This is a genomic window from Streptomyces sp. S465 (genome assembly GCF_026898115.1).
Taxonomy (GTDB): Bacteria; Actinomycetota; Actinomycetes; order Streptomycetales; family Streptomycetaceae; genus Streptomyces; species Streptomyces luomodiensis.
The window spans coordinates 1,198,287-1,223,589 of sequence record NZ_CP114036.1; the positions used below are offsets into that span (position 1 = coordinate 1,198,287).

Annotated in this window: 25 protein-coding genes; 20 read left to right on the plus strand and 5 right to left on the minus strand. The window is 73.3% G+C overall.

What is annotated here, in order from left to right:
• Nucleotides 1–111 precede the first annotated feature (111 nt).
• Nucleotides 112–981 carry a helix-turn-helix domain-containing protein gene (locus N6H00_RS04985; protein WP_268970329.1) on the plus strand — a complete coding sequence of 290 codons (870 nt, stop codon included), beginning with the start codon at nucleotides 112–114 and terminating at the stop codon, nucleotides 979–981.
• 18 nt (nucleotides 982–999) lie between these two features.
• Complete coding sequence (locus N6H00_RS04990; RefSeq protein ID WP_443072899.1) at nucleotides 1,000–1,221, plus strand: DUF397 domain-containing protein; 222 nt, start codon at nucleotides 1,000–1,002, stop codon at nucleotides 1,219–1,221.
• A 59-nt stretch (nucleotides 1,222–1,280) separates the two neighbouring features.
• On the opposite strand, the gene N6H00_RS04995 is transcribed toward N6H00_RS04990, so the two are convergent.
• Nucleotides 1,281–2,486: an 8-amino-7-oxononanoate synthase gene (locus N6H00_RS04995; RefSeq protein ID WP_268970331.1), complete on the minus strand. Its 1,206-nt coding sequence runs from the start codon at nucleotides 2,484–2,486 to the stop codon at nucleotides 1,281–1,283.
• 189 nt (nucleotides 2,487–2,675) lie between these two features.
• On the opposite strand from N6H00_RS04995, the gene bioB reads away from it, so the two are divergent.
• The 9 genes from bioB (at nucleotide 2,676) to N6H00_RS05040 (ending at nucleotide 11,861) form a co-directional block, all read left to right on the plus strand.
• Nucleotides 2,676–3,896: a biotin synthase BioB gene (gene bioB / locus N6H00_RS05000; RefSeq protein WP_268970332.1), complete on the plus strand. Its 1,221-nt coding sequence runs from the start codon at nucleotides 2,676–2,678 to the stop codon at nucleotides 3,894–3,896.
• The gene (locus tag N6H00_RS05005; protein WP_268970333.1) at nucleotides 3,889–5,205 is read left to right on the plus strand and encodes an adenosylmethionine--8-amino-7-oxononanoate transaminase; all 1,317 of its coding nucleotides are present in this window, start codon (nucleotides 3,889–3,891) and stop codon (nucleotides 5,203–5,205) included. The genes bioB and N6H00_RS05005 overlap by 8 nt, the downstream gene beginning before the upstream one ends.
• Nucleotides 5,206–5,300: 95 nt before the next feature.
• The gene (gene bioD, locus N6H00_RS05010; protein WP_268970334.1) at nucleotides 5,301–6,005 is read left to right on the plus strand and encodes a dethiobiotin synthase; all 705 of its coding nucleotides are present in this window, start codon (nucleotides 5,301–5,303) and stop codon (nucleotides 6,003–6,005) included.
• Nucleotides 6,006–6,119: 114 nt separating this feature from the next.
• Nucleotides 6,120–6,821, plus strand: a complete 702-nt coding sequence (locus N6H00_RS05015) for a class I SAM-dependent methyltransferase (RefSeq protein ID WP_268970335.1) — start codon at nucleotides 6,120–6,122, stop codon at nucleotides 6,819–6,821.
• Between the two features lie 123 nt (nucleotides 6,822–6,944).
• Nucleotides 6,945–7,754, plus strand: a complete 810-nt coding sequence (locus N6H00_RS05020) for an ABC transporter ATP-binding protein (protein ID WP_268970336.1) — start codon at nucleotides 6,945–6,947, stop codon at nucleotides 7,752–7,754.
• A gap of 66 nt (nucleotides 7,755–7,820) precedes the next feature.
• Entirely contained in the window at nucleotides 7,821–8,774 is a 954-nt protein-coding gene (locus N6H00_RS05025; protein ID WP_268970337.1) for an LLM class F420-dependent oxidoreductase, read from the plus strand.
• A gap of 52 nt (nucleotides 8,775–8,826) precedes the next feature.
• Nucleotides 8,827–9,252: a GNAT family N-acetyltransferase gene (locus N6H00_RS05030; RefSeq protein WP_268970338.1), complete on the plus strand. Its 426-nt coding sequence runs from the start codon at nucleotides 8,827–8,829 to the stop codon at nucleotides 9,250–9,252.
• Nucleotides 9,253–9,477: 225 nt separating this feature from the next.
• On the plus strand, nucleotides 9,478–10,860 hold the full coding sequence (locus N6H00_RS05035; protein ID WP_268970339.1) for a hemolysin family protein: 1,383 nt from the start codon (nucleotides 9,478–9,480) through the stop codon (nucleotides 10,858–10,860).
• The gene (locus N6H00_RS05040; protein ID WP_268970340.1) at nucleotides 10,857–11,861 is read left to right on the plus strand and encodes a hemolysin family protein; all 1,005 of its coding nucleotides are present in this window, start codon (nucleotides 10,857–10,859) and stop codon (nucleotides 11,859–11,861) included. The genes N6H00_RS05035 and N6H00_RS05040 overlap by 4 nt, the downstream gene beginning before the upstream one ends.
• Nucleotides 11,862–12,047: 186 nt before the next feature.
• Here the strand turns inward: N6H00_RS05040 and N6H00_RS05045 are convergent, their stop codons facing one another.
• Entirely contained in the window at nucleotides 12,048–12,302 is a 255-nt protein-coding gene (locus tag N6H00_RS05045; RefSeq protein ID WP_370595145.1) for a hypothetical protein, read from the minus strand.
• Between the two features lie 94 nt (nucleotides 12,303–12,396).
• Nucleotides 12,397–12,633 (minus strand): hypothetical protein, encoded by a 237-nt coding sequence (locus N6H00_RS05050; RefSeq protein WP_268970341.1) that lies wholly within the window; start codon nucleotides 12,631–12,633, stop codon nucleotides 12,397–12,399.
• Nucleotides 12,634–12,699: 66 nt separating this feature from the next.
• Here N6H00_RS05050 and N6H00_RS05055 point away from each other — a divergent pair, with 66 nt between their 5' ends.
• The 3 genes from N6H00_RS05055 (at nucleotide 12,700) to mug (ending at nucleotide 15,559) form a co-directional block, all read left to right on the plus strand.
• A complete protein-coding gene (locus tag N6H00_RS05055) occupies nucleotides 12,700–13,470 on the plus strand; it encodes an SGNH/GDSL hydrolase family protein (RefSeq protein ID WP_268970342.1) in 771 nt (256 codons plus the stop codon).
• Nucleotides 13,471–13,568: 98 nt separating this feature from the next.
• Complete coding sequence (gene purB, locus N6H00_RS05060; protein ID WP_268970343.1) at nucleotides 13,569–15,002, plus strand: adenylosuccinate lyase; 1,434 nt, start codon at nucleotides 13,569–13,571, stop codon at nucleotides 15,000–15,002.
• Nucleotides 15,003–15,010: 8 nt separating this feature from the next.
• The gene (gene mug / locus N6H00_RS05065; protein ID WP_268970344.1) at nucleotides 15,011–15,559 is read left to right on the plus strand and encodes a G/U mismatch-specific DNA glycosylase; all 549 of its coding nucleotides are present in this window, start codon (nucleotides 15,011–15,013) and stop codon (nucleotides 15,557–15,559) included.
• A gap of 28 nt (nucleotides 15,560–15,587) precedes the next feature.
• Here the strand turns inward: mug and N6H00_RS05070 are convergent, their stop codons facing one another.
• On the minus strand, nucleotides 15,588–16,028 hold the full coding sequence (locus tag N6H00_RS05070; RefSeq protein WP_268970345.1) for a hypothetical protein: 441 nt from the start codon (nucleotides 16,026–16,028) through the stop codon (nucleotides 15,588–15,590).
• 149 nt (nucleotides 16,029–16,177) lie between these two features.
• Here N6H00_RS05070 and N6H00_RS05075 point away from each other — a divergent pair, with 149 nt between their 5' ends.
• On the plus strand, nucleotides 16,178–17,398 hold the full coding sequence (locus N6H00_RS05075) for an ROK family protein (protein WP_268970346.1): 1,221 nt from the start codon (nucleotides 16,178–16,180) through the stop codon (nucleotides 17,396–17,398).
• Nucleotides 17,399–17,584: 186 nt separating this feature from the next.
• Here N6H00_RS05075 and N6H00_RS05080 read toward each other — a convergent pair whose 3' ends face one another.
• Nucleotides 17,585–18,331 carry a GntR family transcriptional regulator gene (locus tag N6H00_RS05080; RefSeq protein WP_268970347.1) on the minus strand — a complete coding sequence of 249 codons (747 nt, stop codon included), beginning with the start codon at nucleotides 18,329–18,331 and terminating at the stop codon, nucleotides 17,585–17,587.
• Nucleotides 18,332–18,550: 219 nt separating this feature from the next.
• On the opposite strand from N6H00_RS05080, the gene N6H00_RS05085 reads away from it, so the two are divergent.
• The 5 genes from N6H00_RS05085 (at nucleotide 18,551) to N6H00_RS05105 (ending at nucleotide 25,148) form a co-directional block, all read left to right on the plus strand.
• On the plus strand, nucleotides 18,551–19,303 hold the full coding sequence (locus N6H00_RS05085; protein WP_268970348.1) for an SDR family oxidoreductase: 753 nt from the start codon (nucleotides 18,551–18,553) through the stop codon (nucleotides 19,301–19,303).
• 427 nt (nucleotides 19,304–19,730) lie between these two features.
• Nucleotides 19,731–21,311 (plus strand): alkaline phosphatase D family protein, encoded by a 1,581-nt coding sequence (locus N6H00_RS05090; RefSeq protein ID WP_268970349.1) that lies wholly within the window; start codon nucleotides 19,731–19,733, stop codon nucleotides 21,309–21,311.
• 87 nt (nucleotides 21,312–21,398) lie between these two features.
• Entirely contained in the window at nucleotides 21,399–21,932 is a 534-nt protein-coding gene (locus N6H00_RS05095) for a DUF1990 family protein (RefSeq protein ID WP_268970350.1), read from the plus strand.
• A 124-nt stretch (nucleotides 21,933–22,056) separates the two neighbouring features.
• On the plus strand, nucleotides 22,057–23,340 hold the full coding sequence (locus tag N6H00_RS05100; protein WP_268970351.1) for a GNAT family N-acetyltransferase: 1,284 nt from the start codon (nucleotides 22,057–22,059) through the stop codon (nucleotides 23,338–23,340).
• Between the two features lie 125 nt (nucleotides 23,341–23,465).
• Nucleotides 23,466–25,148 carry a DUF885 domain-containing protein gene (locus N6H00_RS05105; RefSeq protein WP_268970352.1) on the plus strand — a complete coding sequence of 561 codons (1,683 nt, stop codon included), beginning with the start codon at nucleotides 23,466–23,468 and terminating at the stop codon, nucleotides 25,146–25,148.
• Nucleotides 25,149–25,303 lie beyond the last annotated feature (155 nt).

Below are 25,303 nucleotides of genomic sequence, written 5' to 3' on the forward strand. Positions count from 1 at the left end.
AAGCGGTGAACTCTGCTACGGAAGACCGGATTTGGACGGCACACTGGGCCACTGGTGCGACACGCGCGGTGCGCGGCGCACCACCGATGAAGCCGGTGGGAGGGAGAACCGATGCGGTACGGCCCGGCGGTGCGCCGCCGCAAGCTCGGCGCGGAGCTGCGCCGCCAGCGCGATCTGGCCGGGCTCACCAGTGGTGAGGCCGCCCGCCGACTGGGCTGGCACCAGTCGAAGGTGAGCCGGATCGAGACCGGCCGGAGCGGGGCCAAGCCCGCGGACGTGGCGCGGCTGCTGGAGCTCTACCAGGTCGCCGACCCCGAGCTGCGCGCCCTGCTGGAGGCGCTGTGCGGCGGGGGCGCCTCGGATCCGGAGGGGTCACGGCGCGGCTGGTGGTACGCGTACCGGGATCTGCTGCCGCCCGCCTACCGGGACTTCATCAGCCTGGAGGCGGAGGCGTCCGACGCGTACACCCTGGAGACCACAGTGGTGCCCGGTCTGCTCCAGACCCCCAACTACGCACGGGCGGTGACCCGCGCGGCGCTCCCGGATCTGCCGGGGCCCCAGGTGGACGCGTTGGTGGAGGTGCGGATCGCCCGTCAGTCGGTGCTGCACGGCGAGCGGCCGCTGCGGCTGCACGCGGTGCTCGACGAGGCGGCGCTGCGGCGCGAGGTGGGCGGACCCGAGGTCATGGCGGCGCAATTGCGTCATCTGGCCGAACTCTGCGCACTGCCTCAGGTGCGACTGCAAGTGCTGCCATATTCCGCCGGAATGCCCATCGGTATGACTGGTCCTTTCATTATTTTCTCTTTTCCGCACATTAGTGACCTGGACGTAGTAGTTCTCGACCATTTGACGAGTAGCCTCTATCTGGAGCGGAAAGAAGACCTCCGGGCGTACAGCGCCGCATTCGATGTACTGCGGTCCCACGCCCTGGCACCTGAGGAATCGTTGACCTTCATCGACAAAATCGGGGGCGGCGCCTGAGGGGGCACCATGTCCAGTATGTCCGCCAACTCCGTCGACTGGCTGCGCAGCAGTTACAGCGTCGGCATGAACAATTGCGTCGAGACGGCCCTGCTGGGGCCTGACCGGCTCGGCGTGCGCGATTCGAAGAACACGGCGGGCCCCGTCCTGCTGTTCACCCCGTCGGCCTGGGCCTCCTTCCTCGAGGGGCTCAAGGACGACGGTCCCGGCTCCGGCACCTCCTACCCGGCCGGAGGCTGATCCGTCCACGATCCGCCGGTGAGCGGACGACATCCGCTCACCGCCCTGTCAGTGACCCATCAGGCGGCCGGCGCGGTTCTCACGATCACGTCGGCCGCCTCCTCGACCTGCTGTTCCGTCAGGTCCCCGCGCGCGGTCAGCCGCAGCCGGGAGACGCCGTCCGGGACGGACGGCGGACGGAAGCACCCCACCATCAGCCCGGCCGAGCGGCAGTCCGCGGCCCAGCGCACCGCCCGCTCCGGCGACGGGGCCCGCACCGACACCACCGACGCGTCCGGCCGCACCGCGGCCAGCCCGGCGGCGGCCAGCCGCCCGTACAGCCCCATGGCGACCTCACGGACCCGGTCGGCGCGCTCCGGCTCCCGGCGCAGCAGCCGCAGACTCGCCAGGGCGGCGCCCACCGCAGCCGGGTTGAGCCCGGTGTCGAAGATGAACGTCCGTGCGGTGTTCACCAGATGCTCGATGACCCGGGCGGGACCCAGCACCACCCCGCCCTGGCTGCCCAGCGACTTGGAGAGAGTGGCCGTGGCCACCACGTCCGACGCGCCGGCGAGCCCGGCCCGGTGCACCGCGCCGCGCCCGCCCTCGCCGAGCACCCCCAGGCCGTGCGCCTCGTCCACCACCAGCGCCGCCCCGTACGCGCGGCAGGCCCCGGCGAGGGCGGACAGCGGGGCGGCGTCGCCGTCCACGGAGAAGACCGCGTCGCTGACGGCGAGGGCGCGCCGGCGCGCCGGGTCCGCTCCGGTCCCGCCCGCGGCCTGATCCCACGCGTCCGCCGCGGCCGCGTCCAGCACCTTGCGCACCGCGTCCGGGTCGGCGTGCGGGACGACGGCGACCTCGGCCCGGGAGAGCCGGCAGCCGTCGATGAGCGAGGCGTGATTGCCCGCGTCGGAGACGATGAGGGCGTCCCGGCCGCTCAGCGCGGAGACGGCGGCCAGATTCGCGGCGTAGCCGGAGGAGAACACCAGGGCCGCCTCGAATCCGCAGAAGTCCGCCAGCTCCCGCTCCAGCGTGGTGTGCAGCTCGGTCGAGCCGGTGACCAGGCGCGATCCGGTCGATCCGGCGCCCCAGCGGCGCGCCGCCCCGGCCGCGGCGGCCGTCACCTCCGGATGCCGGGCCAGCCCCAGATAGTCGTTGCTCGCCAGGTCGAGGAGCGGGAAGTCGGCGGGCCGTGGGGTGAGCCGGCGCACCAGCCCGGCCCGGTCGCGTCGCTCCCGCTGTGCCTCGATCCATGCGAACGCGTCGTCCGGGCGGTCCTGGGTCATCGGCTGCCTCGCCTTCCGTTGCCTCGTCAAGGGCACCGATGCCTCGTCAAGGGCACCGACTGTCGGGTCCGGATAGAACGTAGCCTCGTCCATGCCCGGTCATGGTGTGGCAATACCCACACCTCGACGAGCGCGTGTTGTGCGGTTCCTCCTTGGCCCGGGACGGTGGGGTAGGACAGGATCAACGCCATGGATCTGCTGAACACGCTGGTGGACAAGGGGTTGCGACGCGAGTCGCCGACCCGCGAAGAGGCACTCGCCGTCCTGGCGACCTCCGATGACGAGGTGCTCGACGTGGTGGCCGCGGCGGGCAAGGTGCGCCGCGCCTGGTTCGGGCGGCGGGTGAAGCTCAACTACCTGGTGAACCTCAAGTCGGGACTGTGCCCCGAGGACTGTTCCTACTGCTCACAGCGGCTGGGCTCGACGTCCGGGATCCTCAAGTACACCTGGCTGAAGCCGGACCAGGCGGCGGCCGCGGCGAGCGCCGGGGTCGCGGGCGGCGCCAAGCGGGTGTGCCTGGTCGCCAGCGGACGCGGGCCCACCGACCGGGACGTGGACCGGGTCTCCCAGACCATCGCCGCCATCAAGGAGCAGCACGCGGACGTCGAGATCTGCGCCTGTCTGGGGCTGCTGTCCGACGGTCAGGCGGAGCGGCTGAAGGAGGTGGGTGCGAACGCCTACAACCACAACCTCAACACGTCCGAGGCGACGTACGGCGACATCACCACCACCCACACCTACGCCGACCGGGTCTCGACCGTGCGGCAGGCCCAGGCGGCGGGGATGTCCGCCTGCTCCGGGCTGATCGCGGGCATGGGCGAGTCCGACGAGGACCTGGTGGACGTGGTCTTCTCGCTGCGCGAGCTGGACCCGGACTCGGTTCCGGTCAACTTCCTCATCCCCATCGACGGCACCCCGCTGGCCGGGAAGTGGAGCCTCACCCCGCAGCGCTGCCTGCGCATCCTGGCCATGGTGCGGTTCGTCTGCCCGGACGTGGAGGTGCGGCTCGCGGGCGGGCGCGAGATCCATCTGCGGACGCTTCAGCCGCTGGCCCTGCACCTGGCGAACTCGATCTTCCTCGGCGACTATCTGACCACCGAGGGCCAGGCCGGCAAGGACGATCTGGCGATGATCGCCGACGCGGGCTTCGAGGTGGAGGGCGCCGACACCACGACGCTGCCCGCGCACCGTGCGGGCGTGGCTGCCGCCGCCGGGGCCGGCTGCGGCGGTCACGGTGAGGCGGGCGGCGGCTGCGGCCCGTGCGGCGAGGCGGCGCCCGCCGACGCCGTACCCGCCCAGACGGCGGCCGTCGCACCGGTCTCGGCGCCGGCGGCCACCGAGGAGTCCCACGCCGCCCTGGTGGCGGTGCGCCGCCGCGGGGCGGGCACGGATCTGCCGCCCAATGCCTGAGCCGCTGACCCCGGCCGAGCTGCGGGCACTGGACCGGCAGCACGTCTGGCATCCGTACGGACCGATGCCCGGCCGTCAGGACCCCCTGGTCGTGGAGTCCGCGGCCGGGGTCCGGCTGCGGCTGGCCGAACCGGTGGAGGGTGTCGGCGAGCTGGTGGACGGGATGTCGTCGTGGTGGTCCGCCATCCACGGCTACAACCACCCGGCGCTCAACGACGCGGCCCGCGGTCAGCTGGACCGGATGAGCCATGTGATGTTCGGCGGCCTCACCCATGAACCCGCCGTCCGGCTGGCCACCCGTCTGGTGGAGATCACGCCGGAGCCGCTGCGCCATGTCTTCCTGGCCGACTCCGGTTCGGTGTCGGTCGAGGTCGCGGTGAAGATGTGCCTCCAGTACTGGCGCTCCCTCGGCCGCCCCGCCAAGCGGCGGCTGCTGACCTGGCGCGGCGGCTACCACGGCGACACCTGGCAGCCGATGGCGGTGTGCGACCCGGACGGCGGAATGCACCGGCTGTGGTCCGGTGTGCTGCCCGAGCAGATCTTCGCGGACGCGCCGCCGCCCGGTTTCGACGCGGACCCCGACCCCGCGTACGAAGCGCATCTGCGGGAGCTGGTGGCCCGGCACGCCCATGAGCTGGCCGCGGTGATCGTGGAGCCGGTGGTGCAGGGCGCGGGAGGGATGCGCTTCCACTCCCCCGCGCTGCTGCGGGTGCTGCGCGAGGCGTGCGACGAGCACGATGTGCTGCTGGTGTTCGACGAGATCGCCACCGGCTTCGGCCGCTCGGGCACGCTGTTCGCGGCCGAGCACGCGGCGGTGTGCCCCGATGTGATGTGTGTGGGCAAGGCGCTGACCGGCGGTTATCTGACCCTGGCCGGCACGCTGTGCACTCCGCGGGTGGCGGAGGGCATCTCGCGCGGCGAGGTCCCGGTGCTGGCCCACGGTCCGACCTTCATGGGCAATCCGCTGGCCACGGCCGTCGCCAACGCCTCGATCGATCTGCTGCTCTCCTACGACTGGCGGCAGGAGGTCAAGCGGATCGAGATCGGGCTGCGGGAGGGCCTCGCGGAGGCGGCCGACCTGCCCGGCGTCCGGGACGTACGGGTGCTCGGCGCCATCGGCGTCGTCCAGCTGGACCGTCCGCTGGACGACGCGGGGATGGCCGCGGCGACCCGGGCCGCGGTGCGCGAGGGCGTATGGCTGCGCCCGTTCCGCGATCTGCTGTACACCATGCCGCCGTACATCACGGGCGACCACGATCTGGCCCGGATCTGCGCGGCGGTACGGGCGGCGGCGGGCGCGGCCGGCTGACCCCGCCCGCGCCCGCGTGACGGCCGGCCCCACGCGGAACCGGCCGTCCGCGGGTGCGGCGGCTTGAACGAAAGCGAAAGGCAACGGAAACGAAGATGTCAGTACTGGTCGTCACCGGCACGGGCACCGAGGTCGGAAAGACCGTCAGCACGGCGGCCGTCGCCGCCGCGGCGCTCGCGCGCGGCCGCTCAGTGGCGGTGCTCAAACCCGCCCAGACCGGTGTCGCCGAGGGCGAGCCGGGCGACGCCGCGGAGGTGGCCCGGCTCGCCGGCGCGGTGACCCTGCTCGAACTCGCCCGCTACCCCGAGCCGCTGGCCCCCGCCACGGCCGCCCGCCGCGCCGGACGGCCGCCGGTGCGGCCGCAGGAGGTGGCGGAGGCGGCCGAGAAGCTGGCCACCGAGCACGATCTGGTGCTGGTCGAGGGCGCGGGCGGGCTGCTCGTACGGTTCGACGAGTCCGGGGCGACGCTCGCCGACGCGGCCCGGCTGCTCGGCGCCCCCGTCCTCGTCGTCGCCCAGGCGGGCCTGGGCACGCTCAACGCGACCACCCTCACCACCGAGGCCCTGCACGCCCGCGGGCTGGAGTGCCCCGGCGTCGTCATCGGCAGCTGGCCCGCCACCGTGGACCTCGCCTCCCGCTGCAATCTGGCCGATCTGCCGGAGTCCGCGGGCGTGCCGCTGCTGGGCGCCGTCCCCGAGGGCGCCGCGGCCCTTCCGCCGGCCGAGTTCCGCGCCGCCGCGCCCGGCTGGCTGGCGCCCCGGCTGGGCGGGACCTGGGACGCGGAGCGGCCGGCCCGCTGACGGCTCCGCGCCGCGTAGCGACACCTCCCGCCTGGGCAGAATCCCGGTATCGGTCCATCGTCCGTCACCTCGGACACGTATCCGGGACACGTACCTGGGACAAGGGGGTCTCCCATGCCCGTACGCCGCCGCACACCGCCGCGTGACGCCGTCCATCACCCGCTCTTCGCCCGCTGTTACGCCCGGCTCGGCCCGCTGGCCGACGAGCGGGCCGGGCTCGGCGAGCTGCGCGCCGAGCTGCTGGCCGGGCTGTCCGGCCGGGTCATCGAGATCGGCGCGGGCAGCGGGCTGAACTTCCCCCACTACCCCGCGACCGTCTCCGAGGTGGTCGCCATCGAGCCGGAGCGCCACATGCGGCGGCTGGCCACCCGGGCGGGGCTGCGGGCCGGGGTGCCGGTGGACGTGGTGCCGGGCGTCGCCGAGGCGCTGCCGGTCAAGAGCGAGGCGTTCGACGCGGCGGTGGCCTGTCTGGTGCTGTGCTCGGTACGCGATGTGCGGCGCGCCCTCGCCGAGCTGTTGCGCGTGCTGCGCCCCGGCGGTGAGCTGCGCTTCCTGGAGCACGGCCGCGCCGACGGGCGCGTCCTGGCGACGGCCCAGCGGGCGCTGGACCGCACGGTGTGGCCGCTGGTGTTCGGTGGCTGCCACACCGCGCGCGAGGTGCGGTCCGAGATCGTGGCCGCGGGCTTCGAGCCGATCGGCCACCGCGGACTGCGCGTTCCCGACCGGGGCCCCACGCTGCCGACGTCGCCCTGTGTGCTCGGCACCGCGCGCCGTCCGTCACCGGATTCCCCCCGGCCGTTCCCGTCCGCCGTCTGACTCCGGCGGCCGGAGACGCGCGCACCGGCGGCCGGAGACGCGCGCACTGGCGGCCGGAGACGCGCGCACTGGCGGCCGGATCCCTACCATCGAGGGCACGACGTTCCGATACGGGGAGGCATCGTGTCCACACCGGCGGCAACGAAGACGGACGGGTACGCGGAGGGCGGCGCCCGTGCGGCGGCCCGCGCCCAGTCCCTGACCAAGGCGTACGGCAGCGGCGAGACGGCCGTCCTCGCGCTGGACGCGGTGGACGTGGAGATCGAACGGGGCAGGTTCACCGCGGTGATGGGCCCGTCCGGGTCCGGCAAGTCCACCCTGATGCACTGTCTGGCGGGTCTCGACACGGTCTCGTCGGGCCGGGCCTGGCTGGGCGACACCGAGATCACCGGGCTGCGCGACAAGGAGCTGACCCGGCTGCGCCGCGACCGGATCGGCTTCATGTTCCAGTCGTTCAATCTGCTGCCCACGCTCAACGCGGCCGAGAACATCACCCTGCCCATGGACATCGCGGGCCACAAGCCCGATCCCGAGTGGCTGGACCGGGTCATCGACACCCTCGGGCTGCGGGACCGGCTGCGGCACCGCCCCGCCCAGCTGTCCGGCGGACAGCAGCAGCGGGTGGCGTGCGCGCGGGCGCTCGCCTCCCGTCCGGAGCTGATCTTCGCGGACGAGCCGACCGGCAACCTGGACTCACGGGCGGGCCTGGAGGTGCTGCGCTTCCTGCGGGAGGCCGTCGACGAACTCGGCCAGACGGTCGTCATGGTCACCCACGACCCGAGCGCCGCCGCCCACTCCGACCTGGTGCTCTTCCTCGCCGACGGCCGGATCGTGGACCGGATGGAGCAGCCCACGGCCGAGTCGGTGCTGGAGCGGATGCGCCTGTTCACCAGGACCGGCACCGCGTCCTCCGGAACCGGAGCGGCCGAATGAGGACGATGGGCCCCGAACGGAGCCGATCTCGGATACGTTCGCGATATCCGCGATCAAGGAGGGCTCATGGCAAGGCCGTTCCGTTTCGGAGTCAATCTGCTCACCCTTGAATCGGCCGAGGCATGGCGGGAGAAGTGCCGCCGCGCCGAGCGGCTCGGCTACGACGTGCTGCTGGTCCCCGACCACCTCGGCAACCCCGCCCCGTTCCCGGCCCTGGCCACCGCCGCCGAGGTGACCGAGCGCCCGCGGCTGGGCACCTTCGTGCTCAACGCCGGCCTCTGGAACCCCGCACTGCTCGCCCGGGAGGTGGCCACCTGCGACGCGCTCACCGGCGGACGGCTGGAGCTCGGCCTGGGCGCCGGCTACGTCAAGGCCGAGCACGACAGCGCCGGGCTGCCCTTCGGCTCACCACGGGAGCGGGTGGACCATCTGGCGCACACCGTGGCCGAGTTGGAGCGTCTGCTGACCGATGCCGAGTACAGACCGCGTCCCGCCCAGTCCCCGCGCCCGCCGCTGCTGCTCGGCGGCAACGGTGACCGGCTGCTGCGGCTGGCCGCGCGCCATGCGCAGATCGCGGCCTTCACCGGAGCGGTGCAGGCCCCCGGCGGACCCGAGGGCGCCCTCCAGCTGATCAGCCCCGAGGCGCTGGAGGAGCGGGTGGGCGCCTTCCACCGCTTCGCCGCCGAAGCGGGGCGCCCCACCGCCGACGCCCAGGCGGCGGGCGAGGAGACCACCGGGGCCCAGGGCGCGGGCGAGGAGACCGCCGAGCTGAACTACCTCATCCAGATGGTCGGGCCCACCGGTGACCGGCGCGCCAAGGTGCGTGAGCTGGCCGCCTACGCACCGGACCTCACCGAGGACCAGCTGCTGGAGCACCCCGCGCTGCTGCTCGGCGACGCCAAGGAGATGGCGGAGCAGCTGCGGGCCCACCGCGAGCGGTTCGGCTTCTCGTACTTCACCGTGCTGGAGCACAACATGGACGCGCTCGCCCCGGTGATCGAGCAGCTGCACGGCTGCTGACCGGGCCGTATTCGCGTCGACGCCGCGGTCCGCCCGATGATGGGATGCGACCATGAATGATCTTCGGATACGGACCGCGGCCCCCGCCGACCTCGACACCGTGCTCGCCTTCTGGAAGGAGGCGGCGGAAGGCACCAGCATCAGCGACGACCGGGACGGGGTGGCCCGGCTGCTCGACCGCGACCCGGAGTCGCTGCTGCTGGCCGAACGGGGCGGTGAACTCGCCGGGACCGTGATCGCCGGCTTCGACGGCTGGCGCTGCCATCTGTACCGGCTGGCCGTCCACCCCGGGCACCGCCGCCGGGGCGTGGCGACGGCCCTTCTGGCGGCGGCCGAGGAGCGGTTCGCCGCCCTGGGCGGACGGCGCGGGGATGCGATGGTGCTCGACGAGAACGAGCTCGCCCACCACGCGTGGAGCGCGGCCGGCTACGCACCCCAGCCGCAGTGGAGCCGCTGGGTCAAGCCGCTGCGCTCCTGATAGTGGCCCCGGCCCCGGCGGCCCGCCGGGGCCGCCCAGCACGGACGGATCCACTGAGCGCGGATGTATCCACTTAGCATGGACGTAAGTCACGCCCCAAGCCTCCGAGCCTCCGAGCCGTGAAAGGTGTGAACGTCCGCCGATGGGCGAGCCCGCCGAGCCTCCCCGTGGTCGACATCGCGCGATCCTCCGGTCCCTGCCGGATCATGGGACGGAGGTGAACCGATGACCGAAGTCCTCCTCCTGGCCGTGGCGCTCCTCCTCGCGGTCGCCTGTGGCGCCTTCGTCGCGGCGGAGTTCTCCCTGACCACGGTCGAGCGCGGCGAGCTGGAACGGGCGGCGAGAGCCGGGGAGCGCGGTGCGGCCGGGGCCTGGAAGGCCGTACGGAGCCTCACCTACCAGCTGTCCGGCGCACAGCTCGGCATCACCGTGACCAATCTGGTCGTCGGCATGCTGGCCGAGCCCTCCGTCGCGGCCCTGCTGGCCGGGCCGCTCGCCGCGATCGGCGTGCCCGAGTCGGCCGTCCGGTCGGTGGCGCTGGTGCTCGGCACCTTCCTGTCGACCGTGGTGCTGATGGTCGTCGGCGAGCTGGTGCCCAAGAACTGGGCGATCTCCCGGCCGCTGCCGGTCGCCAAGGCCGTCGCCACCCCGCAGCGCGCCTTCAGCTCCCTCTTCCGGCCGCTGATCACCCATCTCAACAACACCGCCAACCGCACCGTGCGCCGGATGGGCCTGGAGCCCGCCGAGGAACTGGCCTCCGCGCGCGGTCCGCAGGAGCTGATCGCCCTCGCCCGCCACTCCGCCAAGGAGGGCGCGCTGGAGAAGGACACCGCCGAGCTGTTCGTCCGCACCCTCAACCTCGCCGGGCTCACCGCGCAGAACGTGATGACCCCGAGGGTGCGGGTGATGGCGCTGGACGTACGGGCCACCGCCGAGGACGTGGCCAACGCGACCCGCGCCACCGGGCTGTCCCGCTTCCCCGTCTACCAGGGCAGCCTGGACACCGTCACCGGCCTCGTCCACATCAAGGACGTCCTGTCGATCCCCGCCGAGGTACGGCCCCGCCACCCGGTGTCCGAGCTGGCCCGCGAACCGCTGTTCGTTCCGGAGACGCTCAGCGTGGACCGGCTGCTGGACCGGCTCTCGGCCCAGCGCAGCATGGCCGTGGTCATCGACGAGTACGGCGGTACGGCCGGCGTCGTCACCCTGGAGGACATCGTCGAGGAGGTGGTCGGCGAGGTCCGCGACGAGCACGATCCGCATGAGGCCCCCCGCCTGGTCCCGATGGGCCTGGACGCGCAGGGCCACGCACTGTACGACACGGACGGCGCGGTCCGGGTCGATCAGCTGGCGGACATCGGGCTGCGGGTGCCCCCGGGCCCGTACGAGACCCTGGCCGGGCTGATCGCGGCCGAGCTGGGCCGGATCCCGACCGTCGGCGACACCGTCGAGCCGGAGGGCTGGCGGCTCGAGGTGCGGAAGGTGTCCCGCCACCGGGCCGCCCGGGTGCGGCTGCGGGCGCCGCTGCGCGGTGCCGCGGCCGACAGCGACCTGGGCCGCCACGGTGACGAGGGGGGCCACCGTGACGAGGGGGCGGCGGGCCGATGATCGCGCTGCAACTGCTGATCGCCCTGCTGACGCTGGTGCTCAACGCCTTCTTCGTGGGTGCCGAGTTCGCCCTGATCTCGGTGCGCCGCAGCCAGATCGAGCCGCGCGCCCAGCAGGGCGACCGGCGGGCGCGGGCCGTGCTGTGGGGCCTGGAGCATGTGTCCGCGCTGCTGGCCGCGGCCCAGCTCGGCATCACGCTGTGCACGCTGGTACTGGGCGCCGTCGCGGAACCAGCCATCGCCCATCTGCTGGAGCCGGTCTTCCACCTGGTGGGTCTGCCGCTGGAACTGGTGCACCCGGTCTCGTTCGTCATCGCGCTGTCCCTGGCGACCTATCTGCACATGCTGTTCGGCGAGATGGTGCCGAAGAACGTGGCGCTGGCCGAGCCGGTGCGCACCGCGCTGCTGCTCGGCCCGCCCCTGGTGACCCTCGCCCGCGCACTGCGCCCGGTGATCCTCGCGGTGAACGCCTTCGCGAACGCGCTGCTGAAGCTGTTGCGCGTGGAGCCCCGGGGCGAGGTCGCGGCGACCTTCTCGGACGACCAGCTGGCCCGGATGGTGTCCGACTCCAGCGAGGCCGGGCTGCTGGACGACCGCGCCACCGAGCGGCTGCGGGACGCGCTGGAGCTGGGCCGGCGACGGGTGCGGGACGTGGTGCTGCCCATGGACCGGGTGGTCACGGCGCGGCTCGGGGTGACCGCCGAGGAACTGGAACTGCTGGCGGCCAGGACGGGCTTCTCCCGGTTCCCGGTGGTCGACGACTCCGGGCGGATCCCCGGCTATCTGCATGTGAAGGACGCGCTGGACGCCCGGCCACGGGATGTGCCGTTCCGCCCCGACCAGCTGCGGCCGATCCCCCGGGTGCGGTCCCATACGCCGCTGGACGACGTCCTCACCGCGATGCGCGACAGCCGCACCCACCTCGCGGCGGTGATCGCCGCGGACGGCCGGCTGGAGGGGCTGGTCACCATGGAGGACGTGCTGCGTGAGCTGGTCGCCTGACCACATCCGGCCACACCTGGACGTGCCCGGTCACGCCCGACCCGACCGCCCACACCTGGACCTGCCCGGTCACACCTGACCCGACCGGCCACACCTGGACGTGCCCGGTCACCCCTGTCCCCGACCGGTCACGCCTGGATCTGCCCGGTCACCCCTGTCCCCGACCGGTCGCTCCTCCCCCGACGGTCACTCCTCGTCGCGTCTGGACTCATGGGCGATGATGCACGCCTGCCAGTGGGCCAGCGCCTCCTCCCGGCCGCCGCCGCCCTCCTCGGCCACCGCCACCAGCGCATGGGCGGCCATCGCGGCGAGCCGCACGGCGACCCGGCACACATCGCGCGTCTCGAGCGGCTCCAGGAGAGCGGCCGCGCCCTCCCCGTCGTCGGCGAGCGCGGCGGCGACGATGGCCATGGTCGTACGGTCGCATTCGAAGGCATCCACGCCGACCAGACTGCCCCGCCGCGCGGCGCGCGGAACCCCGTACGGGCCAACCGGGGTACCGGCCGGGTGGTCGCGCGAGGACTCACGCGAGGACTCAGTGGCGGGGACCGGGGCCGGGAGCTGGGCCGGTGCCGGGCCGGGACCCGGCCGGGTCGTACCGAAAGATCACGTATTCGATCCGTCCGATGACCTTGGTGCGGTTCGTCCGCCGGTACAGCTCCGGCGGCCGGAAGATGTTGTCGTCGTAGATATCCGCGCCGGGCTCCACATTCCAGCTGGCGGTCGTCCCGTTCCGCGCTCCGCCCTCGAAGTAGATGTGGGTCATCGCCATGCCGCTCATCATGCTCGTGCTCGGCGGTCCACGCAGCCCGCGTACCGGGATAAGATCGCCCGAGCCATGCAGACGGACATCACCTACAGCAGCTTTGTCGCAGTCGGCGACTCCTTCACCGAGGGCATGTCGGACGAACTTCCCGACGGCACCTACCGGGGCTGGGCGGATCTGCTCGCCGGGCGGCTCGCGGCCCGTGCCCCCGGATTCCGCTACGCCAATCTCGCGGTGCGCGGCAAGCTCATCGGGCAGATCGTCGAGGAGCAGACGGGCCCGGCGGCGGCCATGGGCGCCGATCTGATCACTCTGGTCGGCGGGCTGAACGACGTACTGCGGCCGAAATGCGACGTCGGCCGGGTGTGCGGACTGCTGGAGGAAGCCGTCGAGCGGCTGGCGCCCACCTGCAAACGGCTGGTGCTGATGCGCAGTCCGGGGCGGCGCGGACCGGTGCTGGAGCGGTTCCAGCCACGGATGGAGCGGCTGTTCTCGGTCATCGACGAGCTGGGCGCCCGGCATGACGCGACCGTGGTGGACCTGTTCTCCTCCGAAGTCGTCGGGGACCCCCGGATGTGGGCCGAGGACCGGCTGCATCTGAACACCGAGGGGCACCGGCGGGTCGCCGAGGCCGTATGGCAGGCGCTGGGCCATGAGCCGGAGGACGACTGGAACGCGCCCCTGCCGCCCGCCGTGCCCGTCGGGTGGCTGACCCGCCGCACCGCGGACGCGCGGTTCGCCCGCCGGCACCTCGGACCGTGGATCGGCAGGCGGCTGACCAGCCGTTCCTCGGGCGACGGACGCGCCCCCAAGCGCGCCGAGTTGCTGCCGTACGAGGACTGATCCACGGGCCCGCGCCCGGGACCCTTCCGTCCCCGGCCGGGCCGGGGTGCTTCGGCCACCGGTCTGGCCTGCGAGGACGGCCAGTAGACTCTGTCCACGTGACTGGTAAGCCGCGCATTCCGAACGTCCTGGCCAACCGCTACGCCTCCGCGGAGCTGGCCGTCCTGTGGTCCCCCGAGTACAAAGTGACGCTGGAGCGGCGGCTGTGGCTCGCCGTGCTCCGCGCTCAGAAGGACCTCGGAATCGAGGTGCCGGACGCCGCGCTCGCCGACTACGAGCGGGTCCTGGAGACCGTCGACCTGGCCTCGATCGCCGAGCGGGAGAAGGTCACCCGCCACGATGTGAAGGCCCGGATCGAGGAGTTCAACGCCCTCGCCGGCCATGAGCACGTGCACAAGGGCATGACCTCCCGCGATCTCACCGAGAACGTGGAGCAGCTCCAGATCCGGCTCTCCCTGGAGCTGGTCCGGGACCGTACGGTCGCGGTGCTGGCCCGGCTCGGCAAGCTGGCCGCCGAGCACGCGGAGCTGGTGATGGCCGGCCGGTCGCACAATGTGGCGGCGCAGGCCACCACGCTCGGCAAGCGGTTCGCCACGGCCGCGGACGAGCTGCTGGTGGCGTACGGGCGGCTGGAGGACCTGCTGGGCCGCTATCCGCTGCGGGGCATCAAGGGCCCGGTGGGCACCGCGCAGGACATGCTGGACCTCCTCGGCGGCGACGCGGAGAAGCTGGCCGAGCTGGAGCGGCGGATCGCCGCCCACCTCGGCTTCGCCCAGGCGTTCACCTCCGTCGGCCAGGTCTATCCGCGCTCCCTGGACTACGACGTCGTCACCACGCTGGTGCAGCTGGCCGCGGCCCCGTCCTCGCTGGCGAAGACCATCCGGCTGATGGCCGGGCACGAGCTGGTGACCGAGGGCTTCAAGCCCGGCCAGGTCGGCTCCTCCGCGATGCCGCACAAGATGAACACCCGCTCCTGCGAGCGCGTCAACGGCCTCGCGGTGATCCTGCGCGGCTATGCCTCGATGGCCGGTGAGCTGGCGGGCGACCAGTGGAACGAGGGGGATGTCTCCTGCTCGGTGGTGCGCCGGGTCGCGCTGCCGGACGCGTTCTTCGCCTTCGACGGGCTGCTGGAGACCTTCCTGACGGTGCTCGACGAGTTCGGCGCCTTCCCCGCCGTCGTCGCCCGTGAGCTGGACCGTTACCTGCCCTTCCTGGCCACGACGAAGGTGCTGATGGGCGCCGTGCGGGCCGGGGTGGGCCGCGAGGTCGCCCATGAGGCGATCAAGGAGAACGCGGTGGCCGCTGCGCTGGCGATGCGCGAGCGCGGCGCCGAGCGCAATGAGCTGCTGGACTCCCTCGCCGCCGATGAGCGGATCCCGCTGGACCGGGCCGCGCTGGACGCGCTGATGGACGACAAGCTGTCGTTCACGGGCGCGGCCGCGGACCAGGTCGGCGCGGTGGCCTCGCGGATCGAGGAGATCGTCAAGCGGCATCCGGAGGCCGCGGCCTACACCCCCGGCTCGATCCTCTGACGCCGACGATGACCCCCGCCGAACTGGAGGCCGCCCGCGACCGCCTCGTCCCCGATGTGGTCGCGGACGGTCTGCGGGTCCTCTTCTGCGGTATCAACCCCGGGCTCATGACGGCCGCCACCGGTCACCACTTCGCCCGCCCCGGCAACCGGTTCTGGCCCGCCCTGCACGCCTCGGGCTTCACCCCCCGCCGGCTGCACCCGTCCGAACAGGCGGAACTGGTGCGGTACGGGCTGGGCATCACCAATGTGGTGGCGCGCGCCAGCGCGCGGGCCGATGAGCTGAGCGACGAGGAGTACCGGGAGGGCGGCCGGATCCTGGAGGAGAAGGTGCGGCGTCTGCGGCCGCGCTGGCTGGCGGTGGCGGGGGTCACCGCCTACCGGGTCGCGTTCGGCGACAAGCGGGCGAAGATCGGGCCGCAGCCCCGCACCATCGGCGAGACCCGGATCTGGGCCCTGCCGAACCCGAGCGGGCTCAACGCGCACTGGACCCTGCCGGCCATGGCGGAGGAGTTCGGCCGGCTCAGGGCGGCGGCCGCGGCGGAGGACAGGTCCTAGGACCCCGGCCGACGGATCGGAAGGGGCGTCATATCGTGTCCTCCTCCCCTATGGCCACCAGCAGCTGGAACGGCAGCTCCCGGTCGCCCTGCCCCACCCCCAGCCCGACCCAGCGGCCGTCGACGCGCCAGATGTGCAGCTCGGGCACGTAACCGCACAGGGTGTCCAGCGGGGGCGGGACCGGCTCGCCCATCGCCGACCGCTCCAGGGCGTCCGTGAGGTCGAGGACCTCGGGGGCGCCCCACCGTAAGGTCAGCACCTGGACCAGCGCGCTCAGCTCCGCTTCGAACTCCTCCAGCACCTCCTCGACCCGGGTGAGGTCCGCGTCCCAGAAGTCCTCGCTGACGCGGAGGTCGGCGACATGGAAGCCGGGGCCGCCGGCCACCCGCCCGTGCACGGTCCGCTGCCCGGGGAAGTCCCGGGCGCGCAGCCGGTCGATCGAGGCCACATGGTCCGCCGTACTGGTCATGGTGTCAGTAAACCGCGCGGGTCGGACATCTGACGGCCCGGCGGCTGGCGTACGCGCGGCCGGGCGGCCCGGGAGCGGGAGGGGGCACTCGCCGCGTCCGCGCCCAGCGGATACGATCCGGCAGATACGCACTGGGAGGGAGGCCGACGTTGGGGCGGCTCACCGGCGGGGATCCGTCTTTGCTGCGACGCATCAACTCCGCCGTGGTTCTGCACGCGTTGCGCGCGGCGACCGCGTCCGGCACCGCCGCCGGGGGTGGCGGGGACGACACGGGCGGCTGCGCGGGAAGCGCGAGCCTGACCGATCTCACCCGGGTGACCGGACTGTCCCGGCCCACCGTGGAGGGCGTGATCGACGGGCTGACCGACAGCGGTCTGGTGGTCGAGGTGCCCGCCGAGGAGGGCGGCGTCCGCCGCCAGGGCCGCCCCGCGCGCCGCTTCCGGTTCCGGGCCGAGGCCGGGCATCTGCTGGGCATCGAGATAGGGGCGCACCGGGTCGCCGCGCTCCTGTCGGACCTCGACGGCCGTGCGCTCGGCTCGATCGTGCGCGAGGTGTCCGAGAAGGCGTCGGCGGACGAGCGGCTGGAGCGGGTGCGGACCGCGGTCGCGGATCTGCTGCGGCGCGCGGGGGTGGCCCGGTTCTCACTGCGCGCGGTCGGGGTGGCCAGTCCCGGCGTCGTCGAGGCGGATGGCACCGTCCATCTGTGTACCGCCCTCCCCGGCTGGACCGGGCTGCCGCTGGGTGAGCGGCTGCGGCGGTCCTTCCGCTGTCCGGTGCTGGTCGAGAACGACGCGAACACCGCCGCGGTGGCCGAGCACTGGAAGGGCGCGGCCGCCGGTTCGGACGATGTGGTCTTCGTCCTGGCCGGGTTGAGCCCGGGTGCGGGGTCGCTGATCGGCGGCCGGCTCCACCGCGGCTTCGGCGGCGCCGCCGGGGAGATAGGGGCGCTGCATCTGCTGGGCCGCGAGGCCACCCCGGAGGAGGTGCTCTCCACGACCGGGGAGCCGCTGAACCCGCTGGACGAGGCGCAGGTCGCGCATGTCTTCGCGCTGGCCCGCGACGGCGACGCGCGGGCCCGCGCGGCCGTGGACCGCTTCGTGCGCAGGCTGGTGCACGACACGGCGGCCCTGGTGCTGGCGATGGACCCCGAGATCGTGGTGGTCGGCGGCTGGGCCGCCGGACTGGACGGTGTGCTGGGCCCGCTGCGCGACGAGCTGGCCCGTTACTGCCTGCGGCCCCCGCAGGTCGCGCTCTCGCTGCTCGGCGAGGCGGCGGTGACCACGGGGGCGCTGCGGCTGGCCCTGGACCATGTGGAACAGGAGCTGTTCGCGGTGGACAGCACGGTGACGACCCGCCGGGCGAGCCGCTGACGCGGGGCGTACGGCGGCGCTGCCGCGGGGCATTTACGCGGCGGGTGGTTCCGCGGCGCGTGGGGCGCCTGGGGACTGGACTCCTACGGCGCGGGGGCGCGGGGCGGGCCGCGGGGGCGCGGGAAGCGCGGGGCGGGCCGCTGGGGGGTGCGGGGCCGGCCGCTGGGGGTGCGGGGCGGGCCCGGATCAGCCCGCCAGAAGCTCCTCGCCCGCGCCGTCGCCGAAGGTGAGCCGGCAGGTGTCGGCCCGGTAGGTGGCCACCGCGACGGCCGCCGTACGGTCCTCGGTCACATAGCGGGTGGTCACCACGAGGACAGGGGCGCCGGGCAGCCGGTCGAGCTCCTTGGCGTCGTCCGCGCGGGCCGAGCCGAGCTCCACGGACCGCTCACCGCCCTCCAGTTCCAGCCGGCGCAGCTCGCGCAGCACGGCGCGGGCGCGGGCCGGCCCGCTGGAGGTCTCGATGGCGGCGAGGCCGGGGACGGACTCGGCCGGTACGTACAGCAGCTCGGCGGCGAGCGGCCGGCCGTGGCTCATCCGGGTGCGGCGCACGCGGTGGACCGGGGTGTCCGGGGCGGTCTCCAGCAGCCGGGCGACCGCGGCGGGCGGCACGGCCTCGACGCTGTCGACGGTCCGCCAGCTGTCCTCGCCGGAGGTGTCGGTCCAGCCGTGGGCGTAGTCCCCGACGGCCACGCCGACGCGGGGCGGGGCGACGGTGGTGCCGACGCCGCGGCGGCGCTGGAGCCTGCCCTCCAGCTCCAGCTGCTCGAGGGCCTGCCGGAGGGTGGCGCGGGCGACGCCGAAGCGGGCCGCCAGCTCACGCTCGTTGGGCAGCACCTCTCCGACCGCGAACTCCGAGTCGAGCGCGTCGCTCAGCACGGTCTTCAGATGCCAGTACTTGGGCTCAGGCACCGTTTCCAGCTGCGTGGTCCCCACCCTGTCCCCCTCGGTTCCTACGGCGTGTACTACGGCTGACAGTGGTGCGCGCGGCGGGCGCTGTGCCACGTGTTATGCGCGCTTCTTTATTAAAGGTTGTTGCAGTATCAATGCGACCATAAGGCGGCGAACGGACTTGGTCAAGACCAATCCCTTGGTCGGTTATCGTCTGTGATCACCACAGCGAGAAGCGTCACGGGGCGGGAGCTGAGAACACTGATGGAGACCAACCAGGTCACGGTGGTCACCGGGGGCAGTCGCGGCATCGGCGCGGCGGTGGCGGTGCGGCTCGCCCGCGCCGGGCACAGCGTCGCCATCGGCTACGAGCACGCCCGGGACGCGGCCGAGCGGTGGGCGGCGGCGGTGCGCGCGGAGGGTGCCCGGTCGATGGTGGTCCAGGCGGACACCAGCGACGCGGAGCAGGTCGAGGCGATGTTCGACCGGGTGCGGGAGGAGCTGGGCCCGATCACCGGCCTGGTCAACAACGCCGGGATCACGGGCCCGTTGGGCCGTTTCACCGAGACCTCGCCGGAGGTGATGCGCCGCGTGGTGGACGTCAATGTCACCGGGGCCCTGCTGTGCGCCCGGCGGGCGGCCCGCGAGATGTCCACCCGCCACGGCGGCCAGGGCGGCGCCATCGTCAACATCTCCTCGGGCGCGGCGACGACCGGCAGCCCCGGTGAGTATGTGCACTACGCGGCCAGCAAGGCGGCGGTCGACGCGATGACGGTGGGCCTGTCGAAGGAGCTGGCGGCGGAGGGCATCCGGGTCAACTCGGTCCAGCCGGGCATGACGCTGACCGATATCCACGCCCGGATGGGCGACCCCGAGCGGCCCTGGCGCGATCCGGGCCGGGTGCCGATGGGGCGTCCGGGCGAGCCGGAGGAGATCGCGGGCGCGGTGGCGTGGCTGCTGTCGCCGGAGGCGTCGTACACGACGGGGGCGGTGCTGCGGGTCGCGGGCGGGCTGTAGCCGCGTCGCACCCCGGGCGCCGTAAGGAGACCCGAGTCCCCTTACGGCGCGCGAAGGCCACGGGGCGTCGGCACGGAAAGGCCCCGGCCGGTGGCCGTTGTCCGGCCCGGCCCGCGGCTGCCGCGCCGCTACAGGGCCGGAGCCGGACTTCCTCGCGCGGGCGCGGGGGCCGGCGGGGGGCCGGGTCGCACCCGTCCGCTCGCCGACTACGGGGCCCGCCGGACGACGGCCGGGTGCGGCTGATGCTGGGGTACGCCCATCAACCGCCCGCCCGGATCGCGCGCACCGTGGGTCTCCTCGCCGGGGTGGCGCCCGGCACTTCCCCGGCAGCGCCGCCCAGTTGTTCACTGGGCGTTCGGCAAAGTGGCACCTGGCGCCGATAACACAGAACCGCACAGCGGTTCCATCAGCACGAGGAGGGTCCACCATGACGCGGGAATCCGGCAGAGGGATCGGGCGGCGCAGGGTACTTCAGGGGTCGGCGGCCGCGTCGGCGGCGCTCGCGGTGCCCACCGTGGCGTCGGCCGCGTCCGGGGCGCCCGCCCAGGCCCTGTCGGGACGTCCCAGTGCCCAGTGGGGCGTGCAGGTGGGCGATGTGACGACGTCGTCGGGGCTGGTGTGGGTCCGCTCCGACCGTCCGGCCCGGATGATCGTGGAGACCTCCGCGACCGAGTCCTTCGCGCGGGCCAAGCGCTGGCACGGCCCGCTGGTCGGCCCCGGTACGGACTTCACCGGGCGCACCGCACTGCACGGCCTGCCCGCCGGGAGCCAGGTGCACTACCGGGTGCTGCTCGCCGACCCGGACGATCCGCGCCGCACCGGGGAGCCGGTGCACGGCACCTTCCGTACGGTTCCCGAGCGCCGTAAGGGCGTGCGTTTCGTCTGGTCGGGCGATCTGGCGGGCCAGGGCTGGGGCATCAACCCGGACCACGGCGGCTACCGCATCTTCGAGGAGATGCGCCGCCGCGAGCCGGACTTCTTCCTGTGCAGCGGCGACAACATCTACGCCGACGGGCCGATGACCGAGACCGTCACGCTGCCCGACGGCTCCACCTGGCGCAACCTCATCACCCCGGAGAAGACCAAGGTCGCCGAGACGCTCGACGAGTACCGCGGCAACTTCCGCTACAACCTCCTCGACGCCAATCTGCGCCGCTTCCACGCCGAGGTGCCGACCATCACCCAGTGGGACGACCACGAGGTGCTCAACAACTGGTACCCCGGCGAGATCCTGGCCGACGACCGCTACGCCGAGAAGAACGTGAACGTGCTGGCGGCCCGCGCGCGCCAGGCGTTCGCCGAGTACTTCCCGATCAGCACGCTGCGGCCGGACGCGAGCGGCCGGGTCTACCGGGTCCAGCACCACGGCCCGCTGCTGGACGTCTTCGTCCTGGACTGCCGTACGTACCGGGACGCCAACTCGCCGAACCGGCAGCCGGAGGACACCCGGGGCATCCTCGGCGCCGAGCAGCTGGCCTGGCTCAAGCGCGAGCTGTCGCGGTCGCGCGCGGTGTGGAAGGTGATCGCCTGCGATATGCCGCTGGGCCTGGTGGTGCCGGACGGGAACACCGACTTCGAGGCCGTCGCGCAGGGCGACCCGGGCGCCCCGCTCGGCCGGGAGCTCCAGATGGCCGAACTGCTCCGGTACATCAAGCACCGGAAGATCACCGGCACGGTGTGGCTGACGGCGGACGTCCACTACACCTCGGCGCAGCACTACGACCCCTCGCGGGCGGCGTTCAAGGACTTCGCACCGTTCTGGGAGTTCGTCAGCGGTCCGCTGAACGCGGGCGCCTTCCCCTCGGTGAAGCTGGACGGCACGTTCGGCCCCGAGCAGTCCTTCGTCAAGGCACCCGCCCGGTCGAACGTCTCACCCGCCGAGGGCTACCAGTTCTACGGCGAGGTGGACATCGACGGCGACAGCGCCGAGATGACCGTCCGGCTGCGTGAGGACGGCGGAAAGGTGCTGTTCACCAAGGTGCTGAGGCCGGGTCTGGTCGGCCAGTAGCCCGCGCGCCATGCGCGGCCTGAGGCGGCGTCCTTACGGTGCCCGGCCGGGGCCGCGCACCGTAAGGACGCCGCGTACGGTACGGGTATGGGATCCTCCGACGCTCCCGGCCCGGCCTCCCGGCTCACCTATCCGGAGGTGGGCGCCACCCGGCGGTGGCCGCTGCCCTCCGGCTACCGCCATCTGCGGGTGCGCACCCGCGTCGGCCACGGCCGCGCCACGCTCGAGGCGGCCGGGCGGGCGGTCATGGACTGGCGGATGCACCGGGCGGTGGGGGTCTCGATCCAGGCCGCGGATCCGGTCGCCACGCCGGGACGGCCGGTCGTGGTGGGCCTGGGCGCCGGGCGGCTGCGGCTGCGCGCGCCCTGCGAGGTGGTGTGGACGGTCGCGGAGGAGACCCGGACCGGCTTCGCCTACGGCACGCTGCCCGGCCATCCGGAGCAGGGGGAGGAGTCGTTCGTGGTGAGCCTGGAGCCGGATGGCGCGGTGGTGCTGACGGTGACGGCGTTCAGCCGCCCGGACTCCTGGTACAGCCGGATCGGAGGGCGGCTGGTACCGCTGTTCCAGCGGGCGTACGCACGGCGCTGCGGCAGGGTACTGCGCCGATGGGCGGTAGGGTGAGGGAAATTCCCGGCTTCAACAATTTGATTTCGGACAAAATAAGCTTCTGTTATCAGATGCGTCCTTAACCCATCGGTCACAATCCGTTTGTGATCACGCAACACCCTTGCGCAAGGGTGTTTGCATGACATTTCGAGCGAGCCCCGAGTCCCCCTCCCCGCACCGTCCCCACCGGTGGCACGATCTGCTCGCACGGTGGTCACGACGCCAGGGCCACGCGCCGCCGGGCACCTCACCCTCGCCCGCGGCCGGCCCGCACACCGCCGACGCCGCGGGCGCCCCGGAGACCACGCCCCCCGAGGCCACGACCCTGTGGCGGATGCGGACGACCGTACGGGACCAGCCGGGCACCCTCGCCGCGCTGTGCGCGGCGCTGGCCGAGTACCGGGTGGACATCCTGGCCCTCCAGACCCACCCGCTGACCGACGGCACGGTGGACGAGTTCCTGCTGCGCGCCCCCGAGTCCCTGGCCTCCACCGAGCTGGCCGATGTCGTCACGGCCGGGGGCGGCAGTGACACCTGGGTCGAACGGGCCGACACCCACGACCTGGTGGACGCGCCGACCCGGGCGCTGACCCTGGCCACCCGCACCGCTCTGGACGCGGCCGAACTGCCGCTCGCCCTGCGCCAGCTGTTCGGCCGCTGCACCATCCACTCGGTGCCCGCCACGTCCCTGGGCGGCCGGTCCCTGGACAGCACACCGCCGTCCGAGGGCGTCCTGGAGGAGACCGTGATGCGGCTGCGCGACCCGTCGGGCGGCGCGATCGTCATCGAACGGCCGTACCTGCCGTTCACCCCGACCGAGTTCGCGCGGGCCCGCGCACTGGTCGAGCTGGACGCCCGGCTCGGCCCGCGGGTCCCGCACGGCGGCGATGTGCTGACGCTGCCCGAGGGCAACGCCATCACCGTGCGCCGCGCCGACACCGGCGACCTGGCCGCGGCGCGCGAGATGCACGCCCGCTGCTCCCCCACGACACTGGGGCTGCGCTACCACGGCCCGGTCGGCGACGCCGACCGCTACCTCGACCATCTGCTGAGCCCGCGCTTCGGCCGCACCCTGGCCGCCCACACCGCCTCCGGGCGGCTGGTCGCCCTCGGCCATCTGCTGTGGGACGGGGACGAGACCGAGGTCGCGCTGATCGTCGAGGACGAGTGGCAGCGGCGGGGCGTCGGCGGGGAGCTGCTGCGGCGGCTGGTCGCGATGGCCGCCGAGACCGGCTGCGCGAGCGTCTACGCCGTCACCCAGTCGGCCAACACCGGCATGGTGGCCGCGATGCGCTCCCTCGAACTGCCGCTTGACTACCAGATCGAGCAGGGCACCCTGGTGATCAGCGCCCGGCTCGACCCGGCACCGGCGCCCGCCCAGGTCCCGCCACTGCCGCTGCCGGCCCCACCGCACGGGCACTGAGGAGTCCATGCCCACCGCCGTCCGCCGGGGCGGCCGGCCCACCGGCCCCGTCGCCCATCTCACTCCCCGGACGTCACATCACCATGTTGCTGACGCCGCGCTGGGAAACGTACGAGGATGGCCGCATGTCCGACACCAAGAACGCTCTGCTGCCCCGCCAGGTCGCCGACAACTATGTCGACGCCCTCATCGAACTCGACCCGATCACCGGCACCTATCTGGGCGTTCCCGAGAGCTCCCGGCGCCTCCCGGACTACTCCCCCGAGGGGGCGAAGGCCACTGCCGACCTCGCCCGCACCACCCTGGAGCGGCTGGCCGAGGCCGAGGCGCGCCCCGGCGCGGACACCGACGCCGAGCGCCGCTGCGCACGGCTGCTGCGCGAACGGCTGACCGCCGAGCTCGCCGTGCACGACGCCGATGAGGGGCTGCGCGCGGTCAGCAACCTGAGCTCCCCGCTGCATTCGGTGCGCGGCATCTTCACCGTGATGCCCGCCCGGACCGAGGAGGACTGGTCGGCGATCGTGGCCCGGCTGCGCGCCGTACCGGCCGCGCTGGAGGGGTACCGCGCCTCGCTCGCCGAAGGGCTGCGGCGGAACCTGCCGGCCGGCCCCCGGCAGGTGGCCACGGTCCTCGAGCAGCTGGCGGAGTGGATCGGCACGGACGGCGGCTGGTTCGCCGACTTCACCGCCGAGGGCCCCGACGCGCTGCGCGCCGAGCTGGACGAGGCGGCCGCGGCGGCGACGGGCGCGCTGGTCGCGCTCCGCGACTGGCTGCGTGACGTCTACGCCCCGGCCGTCGAGGGCGCCCCCGATGTGGTGGGACGTGAGCGCTACCTGCGCTGGGCCCGGATGTGGAACGGCACCGACCTCGACCTGGACGAGGCGTACGCGTACGGCTGGTCGGAATTCCACCGCATCCACGCCGAGATGCGCGTCGAGGCCGAGAAGATCCTCCCCGGCGCCACCCCATGGGAGGCGCTGCGCCACCTCGACACCCACGGTGTCCACATCGAAGGCGTCGAGGAGACGCGGGTGTGGCTCCAGGAGCTGATGGACGAGGCCATCGAGAAGCTGAATGGCACCCACTTCGACCTGGCCGAGCGGGTCAAGCGGGTCGAGTCGATGATCGCCCCGCCGGGCAGCGCGGCGGCGCCGTACTACACCCAGCCGTCGGTGGACTTCTCCCGCCCCGGCCGGACCTGGCTGCCCACGATGGGCGAGACCCGCTTCCCGGTGTACGACCTGGTCTCCACCTGGTACCACGAGGGCGTCCCGGGCCACCATCTCCAGCTCGCCCAGTGGGCGCACGTCGCCGACCAGCTCTCCCGCTACCAGGCCACGGTCGGCATGGTCAGCGCCAACGCCGAGGGCTGGGCGCTGTACGCCGAGCGGCTCATGGACGAGCTGGGCTTCCTGTCCGACCCGGAGCGGCGGCTGGGCTATCTGGACGCGCAGATGATGCGGGCGCTGCGGGTGATCGTCGACATCGGGATGCATCTGGAGCTGGAGATCCCCGCCCATTCGCCCTTCCACCCCGGTGAGCGGTGGACCCCGGAGCTGGCGCGCGAGTTCTTCGGGCTGCACTGCGGCCGCCCCGCGGACTTCCTCGACAGCGAGCTGGTGCGCTATCTGGGCATGCCGGGTCAGGCCATCGGCTACAAGCTGGGCGAGCGGGCCTGGCTGACGGGCCGGGACGCCGCCCGTAAGGCGCACGGTGACGCCTTCGACGCCAAGAAGTGGCACATGGCGGCGCTGTCGCAGGGGTCGCTGGGGCTTGACGACCTGGTGGATGAGCTGTCGGCGCTCTGACCCTTCGCCGGGGGCGCGCCTGTGATCTCCCGCTGGAGGGGGACGCTGGAAGGGGGGCGCTGGAGGGGGTCGCTGGAAGGAGACGCGCCTCTGCTCCTCCCCAGGGGGCACGGGACGGCCACATCCGTGAGGGTGCGGTCCGTCCCGCTTCAGGG